11 protein-coding genes are annotated in these 8,349 nt (G+C 29.1%); 9 read left to right on the plus strand and 2 right to left on the minus strand.

Annotated features, from left to right (window positions below; translation table 11 throughout):
* A partial coding sequence (locus tag QZ357_RS07340; protein WP_290774027.1) for an iron-containing alcohol dehydrogenase occupies positions 1-625 on the plus strand: 625 nt, incomplete at its 5' end.
* Positions 626-667: 42 nt separating this feature from the next.
* Here QZ357_RS07340 and QZ357_RS07345 read toward each other — a convergent pair.
* Together QZ357_RS07345 and QZ357_RS07350 are read right to left on the minus strand one after the other, a co-directional pair.
* Positions 668-1,192 (minus strand): nucleoside recognition domain-containing protein, encoded by a 525-nt coding sequence (locus QZ357_RS07345; protein WP_290774030.1) that lies wholly within the window; start codon positions 1,190-1,192, stop codon positions 668-670.
* Positions 1,186-1,767 carry a nucleoside recognition domain-containing protein gene (locus QZ357_RS07350; RefSeq protein ID WP_290774033.1) on the minus strand — a complete coding sequence of 194 codons (582 nt, stop codon included), beginning with the start codon at positions 1,765-1,767 and terminating at the stop codon, positions 1,186-1,188. The genes QZ357_RS07345 and QZ357_RS07350 overlap by 7 nt, the downstream gene beginning before the upstream one ends.
* Before the next feature lie 185 nt (positions 1,768-1,952).
* Between QZ357_RS07350 and QZ357_RS07355 the strand changes: the two genes are divergently transcribed.
* The 8 genes from QZ357_RS07355 (at position 1,953) to QZ357_RS07390 (ending at position 7,828) form a co-directional block, all read left to right on the plus strand.
* On the plus strand, positions 1,953-2,996 hold the full coding sequence (locus QZ357_RS07355; RefSeq protein ID WP_290774036.1) for an alcohol dehydrogenase catalytic domain-containing protein: 1,044 nt from the start codon (positions 1,953-1,955) through the stop codon (positions 2,994-2,996).
* Positions 2,997-3,172: 176 nt separating this feature from the next.
* Positions 3,173-3,394, plus strand: coding sequence for a PspC domain-containing protein (locus QZ357_RS07360; RefSeq protein ID WP_290774039.1), 222 nt, complete (start codon positions 3,173-3,175; stop codon positions 3,392-3,394).
* 15 nt (positions 3,395-3,409) lie between these two features.
* Positions 3,410-3,631 carry a PspC domain-containing protein gene (locus QZ357_RS07365; RefSeq protein WP_290774042.1) on the plus strand — a complete coding sequence of 74 codons (222 nt, stop codon included), beginning with the start codon at positions 3,410-3,412 and terminating at the stop codon, positions 3,629-3,631.
* Positions 3,632-4,075: 444 nt separating this feature from the next.
* On the plus strand, positions 4,076-4,789 hold the full coding sequence (locus QZ357_RS07370) for a polyphosphate polymerase domain-containing protein (RefSeq protein ID WP_290774046.1): 714 nt from the start codon (positions 4,076-4,078) through the stop codon (positions 4,787-4,789).
* Positions 4,790-4,822: 33 nt separating this feature from the next.
* Positions 4,823-5,485: a DUF4956 domain-containing protein gene (locus tag QZ357_RS07375; RefSeq protein ID WP_290774048.1), complete on the plus strand. Its 663-nt coding sequence runs from the start codon at positions 4,823-4,825 to the stop codon at positions 5,483-5,485.
* Between the two features lie 17 nt (positions 5,486-5,502).
* Positions 5,503-6,168, plus strand: a complete 666-nt coding sequence (locus tag QZ357_RS07380; RefSeq protein ID WP_290774051.1) for a DUF4956 domain-containing protein — start codon at positions 5,503-5,505, stop codon at positions 6,166-6,168.
* 72 nt (positions 6,169-6,240) lie between these two features.
* Positions 6,241-6,897 (plus strand): RNA polymerase subunit sigma, encoded by a 657-nt coding sequence (locus QZ357_RS07385; protein ID WP_290774054.1) that lies wholly within the window; start codon positions 6,241-6,243, stop codon positions 6,895-6,897.
* 1 nt (position 6,898) lies between these two features.
* The gene (locus QZ357_RS07390) at positions 6,899-7,828 is read left to right on the plus strand and encodes a hypothetical protein (RefSeq protein ID WP_290774057.1); all 930 of its coding nucleotides are present in this window, start codon (positions 6,899-6,901) and stop codon (positions 7,826-7,828) included.
* Positions 7,829-8,349 lie beyond the last annotated feature (521 nt).

The raw sequence follows: 8,349 nt of genomic DNA on the forward strand, positions 1-8,349 counted from the left end.
TTATACCTGTTCTGTACCTAAAAATCAAACAGCCGCAGGTACTGCAGATATTATGTCGCATATATTTGAAAATTATTTTTCAAATGTTAAAGAAGGCTTTATGCAGTCAAGAATGTCGGAAGCTTTGCTTAAAACTTGTATAAAATACGGACCTATCGCTTATAAAGATCCTGAGAACTATGAAGCAAGAGCAAATCTTATGTGGGTTTCTTCATGGGCAATAAACGGACTATTAAGTGCCGGAAATGAAGTTGAATGGTGTGTTCATCCAATGGAGCATGAACTTAGTGCTTTTTATGATATAACACATGGTGTCGGGCTTGCTATTTTAACTCCTAGATGGATGAAATATGTTTTAAATGACGAAACTATGGATAAATTCGTTGAATATGGTTTAAATGTTTGGGGAATTTCTCCTCATAAGGATAAAAAAGATATTGCATTGGAAGCAATAAAGAATACGTATGATTTTTTTGCAAGTTTGGGTATACCTATGAGTCTAAAAGAAGTGGGGATAGATGATACTTATTTTGAAGATATGGCAGAAAAAATAGGGGAACTTAAAGATGCATATAAGCCCCTTGGTAAAGATGATATATTAAATATTTATAATATGTGTTTATAAAAAAGAGGAGATTTCCTCTTTTTTTATTTGTTTATTGTTTTATTAACCGAAGAATAATATGCATATTATGTATGCAAGTATAAAGCCTACTACATCAGCAAGCAGACAGGCTTTTAAGGCATATCTAAGTTTTGTTATCTTTTCTCCTGCCAAATAAACATTTAACACATATAATGTTGTTTCTGTTGATCCCATCATAACACTTGCCGCAAGACCTATAAAAGAATCCGGGGTAAATACTTTAAAAATATCACAAAGTACAGCACTTGCTCCTGAACCGGAAATCGGTCTGAATATCATAAGGGGTAGTAGTTCACTTTTAAAATTTATCATATCACATAATGGAGAAAGTATCTTTACGATAAAGTCACTAAGTCCGCTTTCTCTAAAGATACTCACGCTTACAGTGAATGCCAAAAGGAACGGAAATATGTTTAAAGTGGTTTTTATGCCTTTTTTTGCACCTATTACAAATGTCGCATAAATATCTACTTTTTTCTTTATTCCGTATGTTAAAACTCCAATAATTATGAAAATAAGTATGAAAGAAGATATGAAATTTAACATTTGTAGTACCTTTTAAACATTTTAGCTATTATTACGCCTGAAATTGTTGTACAAAGTGTTGATAATAGTATAGGTATAAAAACTATACCTACATTAAGGGAACCGTATGACATTCTATATGCAAAAATTGATGTCGGAAGCAATTGGAAACATGTTGTATTGAGAATAAGAAACATTATCATGTCATCGTTTAAGGTGTCTTTTTTTTGATTTATCATATTCATTTTGTGCATTGCATCTATTCCAAAGGGGGTTGCGGCATTTCCAAGTCCTAAGAAATTCGCTGAAAGGTTTAAAATAATGGTGTTTACGATATCTTTGTTATGTTTTATATCTTTAAATAATAAGTTTATAATAGGCTTAAACATTCTATTTACTTTCTCTATTAACTTGCTTTCTTTTATTATTTCCATAATTCCCATCCAAAAACACATTGTTCCAAGTAATGATATACATATCTTTACGGTATCTTCTCCAGATGAAGAAAATGCTTTTGCCATATTTTCTGTATTTCCACTGAGTATTCCGTAAATTACTGAAATTATAATAATAAAATACCAAATTTTATTTAACATAAAACTCTGATTTCCTCCTAAAAAGTTAAAAATGTGACATTTGTCATATGTCAAATTTATTTTTTTTAAATGTAAACTTTTTCAAATTACAAAAGTTTCATTTTTTATATTTTATTCTTGTTGACAATGTGTTATAATCAATTCAACGAAAAAATAAAAAATTAATTTTTAAGGAGAATTATAAAATGGAAGCAGTCGTATTTAGAGGTCCAAATGATTTCAGTTTGGAGAACGTAGAAACACCTAAATGTCCTGAAAAGGGGATTTTAATAAAAGTAGATGCAGTAGGTCTTTGCGGATCTGATATAAGAACTTTTTCATCAGGTCATAAGGATGTTACTCCACCTCATATTTTAGGTCATGAAGTAGCCGGAGAAGTTGCAGAAAGTAATAATCCAAAATATCCTGTAGGGGAAAAAGTAGTTTTAAATCCTCTTATTAAACTTTGTGGAGAATGTTATTTCTGTAAAAACGGTTTAAAAAACCATTGTTCTAATAAAAAAGTATTGGGAACAGAAATGCCTGGGGGATATGCACAATATGTTGCTCTTCCTGAAGAATGTTGTACTGATGACGGTATTGTAAAAGCACCGGACGGATTTAATTTAGATTTAATTCCTCTAGCTGAAACCTTGTCAAGTGTATACTCTACACAAGAATTTGCCAATGTAAAAGAAGGCGATGTTGTAGTTGTTATCGGTGCCGGTCCTCTTGGAAACTTACATAGTGCCGTTGCAAAAGCAAGAGGTGCAGCAAAAGTTATTATTTCTGAGCCAAGTGAATCAAGACTTGAAATGGCTCACAGATTTGATACAACAGATGACTTTGTAAACCCTGTTGCAGGAGATTTACATGATTTTGTTATGCAAGAAACAGAAGGTATTGGTGCAGATGTGGTTATTACAGCTTGCCCTGTTGGTTCTGTTCAAGTTGAAGCTACTCACCTATTAAAACCAAGAGGAAAAGTTATCTTATTTGGTGGATTACCAAAAGATAATTGTCATGTAGCTTTTGATTCAAACTTAATTCACTATCAAGAATTAGTACTATACGGTGGTTATGCTTATGCTCCTGAAGTATTTGCTAAAGCTGTTGAACTTATAACTACAGGTGCAATTGATGCAAGTAAATTTGTTACACATGTTATTCCTTTGAAAGATATCAAAAAAGGTATTGAATTAGTTAAAACAGGTGAAGCTATAAAAGTAGTGTTAAAACCTTGGGAATAAATCCATAATTTCTTTAAAAGACTAAAAACAAAGTTTTTAGTCTTTTTTATATTGCAAAGCAGTTGTTTTAGCTTAATATTATTCTTGTTTTAATTAATTGTTAATGATATAATAATCTTCGAATAATATAGTATATATACTATATATATGTATAATTAAGAAAGAAAAGGTATTTTATGTCCAGAAAGCTTTATAAGAAAAGAAACGGTGCAATGTTTTTTGGTGTATTAAACGGTATTGCTGATTTTATCGGTATAGATGCTATCATAGTGAGATTTGTTTATATTGTTTTGGGATTGGTTTTTCATAGTTTTCCTGCAATAATATTATATATTATTCTCACTGTAATTATTCCTGGTGAAGAAAAAAGTAAATATACTAATTATGATATAAGATGATATTAAGAGGTAACAATGAATAAAAAATTATATAAAACAAAAAATGGTGCCATGATTAGTGGGGTACTTAAAGGCATAAGTGAATATGTTGAAGTAGATGTTACTGTTGTGAGAGTTATATTTGTTGTTTTAGCTTTGGTTACTACAGGATTTCCCTTTGTGCTTTTGTATTTTATCCTTTCATGGATAATGCCAGAAAAGAATTCTATCGGATATGATGATTATGAGATAAAATAAAATTGAAAAAATTATATACTTCTCATAGATAGGCAGTTAGAAATTGTTTATCTATGAGTTTTTTTTGTGCCTAAATTGGATAAAGCATTAAAGCTAGAAATTATGAATTTAATATAAGTTTATATTGAGACTATTTAATATTTTATTGGTAATTACGCAATTATAAAATAATCTTACTTTATTAATTTTTTGAATAAGGATAAGTTAATATGATCGGAAGTATATTGAATATTATAATAAAATAATTTATTAAAGAAGCTCTATGATAGTAATTTTATTGAACATTATATTTGAATATTTTTATAATAGATTTTAATTATTTTAATTGTATTCTTAACTGGTGGTATTAAAAATTTAGTAGTTTCTATTTTTTATCAAAAAAGGTACCGAAAATAAAAATTAAGTTCGTATTATATAATGAAAGGGAGAAAGGAGGTTTGAAAAATGAACGATAATTCCAGATTATTATCTGTTGCAAGGAGAGAAGTTAAATACCTTATTGGTTTGGAAGATAGGTTATTTGTGTTGGATTCTATGGATAAGATATTAACACCAGATGTTTATGGTGGCTATAATGGCTATACAGTTCGAAGTGTGTATTTTGACAGCTACTATAATGATGACTATATAGAAAAAAGAGTTAAAATGCCAGATGTAAAAAGAATTCGTATGAGAGTCTATAACCCAGACGATAAAAATGTTAAATTTGAGCTTAAACAAAAATCTTATGGTAGAGAGCTTAAAGAAAGTTTATTAATCACAAGAGATGATGCACAACGGCTTTTGGATAAAGATTACTCAGTATTATTAAAATATAATAGTAGTATAGCAAAATATGCATACGATTTGATGTCTACAAGATGTTATAGACCAGTTTCGTTAGTTGAATACGATAGAAGAGCATATACACATGAAAATTTTAATACGAGAGTTACCCTGGATAACAATTTAAGATATTGCGATTTTAATTATGAATTATTTTCACATAACTTAAACTTTAAAGCAGCTATGGCAAAAGAGGATACTATATTAGAAATTAAATATGACAGATTTTTATTTAAGCAGATTCAAGATATTTTAAAACAGTGTGATTTAAATAGGAAACCTCCTAGTAAATTTGGAACATCGAGAGATATATTAAATCAATATTATTATTAATACAAAATAAAAGGATAGAAAAGAGGAAGAAAGATGAAAGAAGTTATAAATATATTTTTAAATAATCTTGCAAATGCAGGGCCTTCAAGAGAGGTGTTGGTTTGTAGTTTATTATTTACATTAGTTATGTCGTTAATCATGGGGATAACATATCGACTTGTGCAGACAGAATTATCGTATAACAGCAAATTTAATATAAACCTTATGATGATGGCATTTTTATCAAATGTATTGATACTATTAATTCAAGATAACCCGCTATTATCACTGGGAGCTTTAGGATCATTATCAATTTGTCGAATTAGGTTGAATACTAAAGATCCAAGGGATTTGGGATTTGTGTTTTGGGCTCTTTCAATAGGTATTACTTCAGCAATGGGTGCATTTTTACCATGTATTATTGCAACATTAAGTATGAGCACGATTTTGATTGTATTGTGTAGGATGCTTTATAATAGAAAAAGGACAACTTTAGTTATTAGAGGTGAAAGAAATATTTTAGTAAATGTTCAAAGCATTTTTAATAATATGAGAGGTATAACAGTTCAGTCAAAGAATATATTTGAGAATACTTTTGAATTGGTTTATGAGATCAATGCTAATAAAAATGTAGAAGATAATTTGATTAATAAGCTCGATACTATAGACGGTTTGCATGGAGTAAATATATTGGCACCAGAAACAAAGGCAGCGTAAAATAGGGGGTAAATATTATGCATAGTGATTTTAATGATATGATGAGAAATTCAATGATGGTGGCAGAGTATGAAATGTCAACAATGACTTTAGTTAAAACTCTTGGATTTGCTGCATTTTTAGTAATACTACTTTTTATTACATATAAGATAGCACATTCTAGTAATAGTTATCAGCCAAAGTTTGCAGTAACATTGGTTATTATGGCTTTTGTATCAACTATACTGATGGATCTTATTCAGTCAAATTTGGCTCTTTCTTTAGGAATGTTAGGATCATTGTCTATAGTTCGTTTCCGAACAAATATCACGGATCCTAGAGATATAGGTTTTATTATATGGGCTATGGCTATTGGGTTAATAGCTTCAACAATGAGCTTTATTGCAGGTTTGCTTGGGAGTGTGGTCTTGGCAGTATTAATGATTATATCAAAGAAGGATGATGATGTTTTAGATGATAAGTTACTGGTTGTTCGAGGCAGTGTATCGGATTTAGATAAAATTCAGATGGTTGTTGATAGTATAGGGGGTAGTAAAGTTAAGGCAAAGAATATATTAAGTGATTCTTTTGAATTGGTTTATGAGGTTCGCATTTCAGATGGTGACAGTAATATTGTTATAGATAATATATTTAAGATAGGTGGTATTGATGCAGTAAATTTATTATCTCCAACTGTTGTATAGTTTGACTAATGTATCTGAAATAGTATAAGATATATTAATAAGTGATGGGTGTGAAGAGTAGGAGAGTATATAATGATTTCTATAGATGAGGTATGTATAGATAATTTGGACAATTTAATAAAAGACAATATGGCATTTATTATTAAGACGATAAGTGGCTTAACCGGAAGGTATGTTTCTGTAGAAAATGATGAAGAATTAAGTGTAGCGCTTGCTGCTTTTTCAGAGGCTGTATATAAGTTTGATGAAAATAGAGGAGCTTTTTTAGGGTTTGCTAAGTTAGTAATTGAAAGCAGAATTAAAACACATTTAATAAAGCTTAATAAAAGACCTAAAAGTGTGTCTTTAGAAATGTTAACTGATAATGGTATAGAGATTGAAGATGAACATGCTCAAAGGAAAGATGACGATTTTATAATTCAGTTAGATGAATATAAAAAACAGCTAGGTTACTTTGGTTTGAATTTGGAGATTTTAGCAGATACAGCTCCTAAACATAGGGATACGAGGAATAGAGCTCTTAAGGTTGCAGAAACTGCTAGTGCAGATGATAATATTGTAAATCTTACATACAAAAAGAAGAAGTTACCTATAAAAATAGTCGCTAAAATAGCAAATGTTACAGAGAAAATTGTGAAAATTAGTAAAAATTTTATATTAGCAGCAATGATTATATTTGTGAAACGCTATCCAGCTTTATATGAATGGATTGTAAAGGTAGAGGGTTAAAATGTTTTGGAAAGTTTTAGTCTTAGAAATAAAAGATAAGTATTGTTTGGCCATGAAAGAAGATGGTACTATAGTAAGAATTAAAAAAAAGAATCAAGTAAAAGAAGGTGATTCGATATATGTTGTTAAAGAAGATTTCTATATAAAAGAAGATACAAATAAATTTATATTGTTAGATGGTAATAAACATAAAATAAAGAAGTCTCTTGTGCATAAGCTTATATCTGTTGCAGCTGCTATTGCGATATTTGTAATGGTACTTACAACTCCTCAATTTGCAGAAAAGGCATATGCTACAGTGTCATTTGATGGGAAAAAAAGTGTGGAAGTAAAGTTAAATAAAAATAATAAGATAATGGAAGCTAGATCATATGATAAGACGCTTACAGATAAAGAGTTGGATGGTTTAAAAGGTAAAGATATTTCTGATATAGCAAGCATGTTAAATGATTTTGAGTTAGAGGATAAATCTATTTTAATAGCTAGTGCACTCACGAGAAATGAAGATAAGTATGAAGAATTAGAAGAAGATATATATGAAATGATAAGTGACTATAATGCTGTTTATATAAAAGGTGATCAGAATGATGTTAATGAGGCCGACAGAGTTAAAAAGTCTCTTGGTTTATATATAATTGAAAAGGCAATAGATGATGATACTTTAGATGAGCTTTATGAGGGGATTTCATCTAAGGATTTAAAGAAGTTTATCAGAAAATATGGTAATAAGGTGTACAATGTAGAAGAAGCTAAAGAAGATAAAGATGATGAAAAATCTGAAGCCTTGGAAGAAAAAAGAAAAGCAAAAGAAGAAAATTTAGAAGATAAAAATGAAGATAAAAGTGATGAAGAAGATAAAGAAAATGATGACTTAGAAGATGAGGAGAAAAATGATCTTGAAATAGATAACACCGAGGATGAAGATGATTAGTTTTGTAACAATAAAATTTAAAAGATATAAATATGATTTAGTTTTGTATATGGTATAAATAATTATAATATATTTACCGGCAAATATTTTGAAATGTGAATCTATAAGAAACTAAGAAAATATTTAGCAGAGAATGATTATGATAAATTATGTTTTGTTTAATAACGCAATATAATTGCAAATAAAAAATGATTATAGGTATCCGCTGAATGAAAATCAGATTGATACCTATTTTGTTTTTGCATATTTAATAAGCACGTTTATATGTTTGTAATATAATTTAAGAAAAGTTAAATTGCGAAAGTTGCAATAAGGATGAATAAAACCATAATAATTGAAAAGTATATTATATATTTTTTATTTACATAAATAAATCCGAAGTTTATATAATTCTGGATAACTGTAGTGTAAATTTTAAATATTTACGGTTGATGGAAAGGTGTTTTTTTATTTTATGTTTTAGATAAAAATGGTGACCCATCGGAGATTCGAACTCCGGACACCTTGATTAAAAGTCAAGT

Origin of the sequence: Anaerofustis sp., from assembly GCF_019420015.1 — a bacterium.
Lineage (GTDB): Bacteria > Bacillota > Clostridia > Eubacteriales > Anaerofustaceae > Anaerofustis.

Coding starts and splice junctions, on each gene's coding strand:
- QZ357_RS07355 (WP_290774036.1), top strand. CDS start 1,953: ATGGAAGCAGTCGTATTTAGAGGTCCAAATGATTTCAGTTTGGAGAAC.
- QZ357_RS07345 (WP_290774030.1), bottom strand. CDS start 1,192: ATGTTAAATTTCATATCTTCTTTCATACTTATTTTCATAATTATTGGA.
- QZ357_RS07365 (WP_290774042.1), top strand. CDS start 3,410: ATGAATAAAAAATTATATAAAACAAAAAATGGTGCCATGATTAGTGGG.
- QZ357_RS07350 (WP_290774033.1), bottom strand. CDS start 1,767: ATGTTAAATAAAATTTGGTATTTTATTATTATAATTTCAGTAATTTAC.
- QZ357_RS07390 (WP_290774057.1), top strand. CDS start 6,899: ATGTTTTGGAAAGTTTTAGTCTTAGAAATAAAAGATAAGTATTGTTTG.
- QZ357_RS07370 (WP_290774046.1), top strand. CDS start 4,076: ATGAACGATAATTCCAGATTATTATCTGTTGCAAGGAGAGAAGTTAAA.
- QZ357_RS07360 (WP_290774039.1), top strand. CDS start 3,173: ATGTCCAGAAAGCTTTATAAGAAAAGAAACGGTGCAATGTTTTTTGGT.
- QZ357_RS07375 (WP_290774048.1), top strand. CDS start 4,823: ATGAAAGAAGTTATAAATATATTTTTAAATAATCTTGCAAATGCAGGG.
- QZ357_RS07385 (WP_290774054.1), top strand. CDS start 6,241: ATGATTTCTATAGATGAGGTATGTATAGATAATTTGGACAATTTAATA.
- QZ357_RS07380 (WP_290774051.1), top strand. CDS start 5,503: ATGCATAGTGATTTTAATGATATGATGAGAAATTCAATGATGGTGGCA.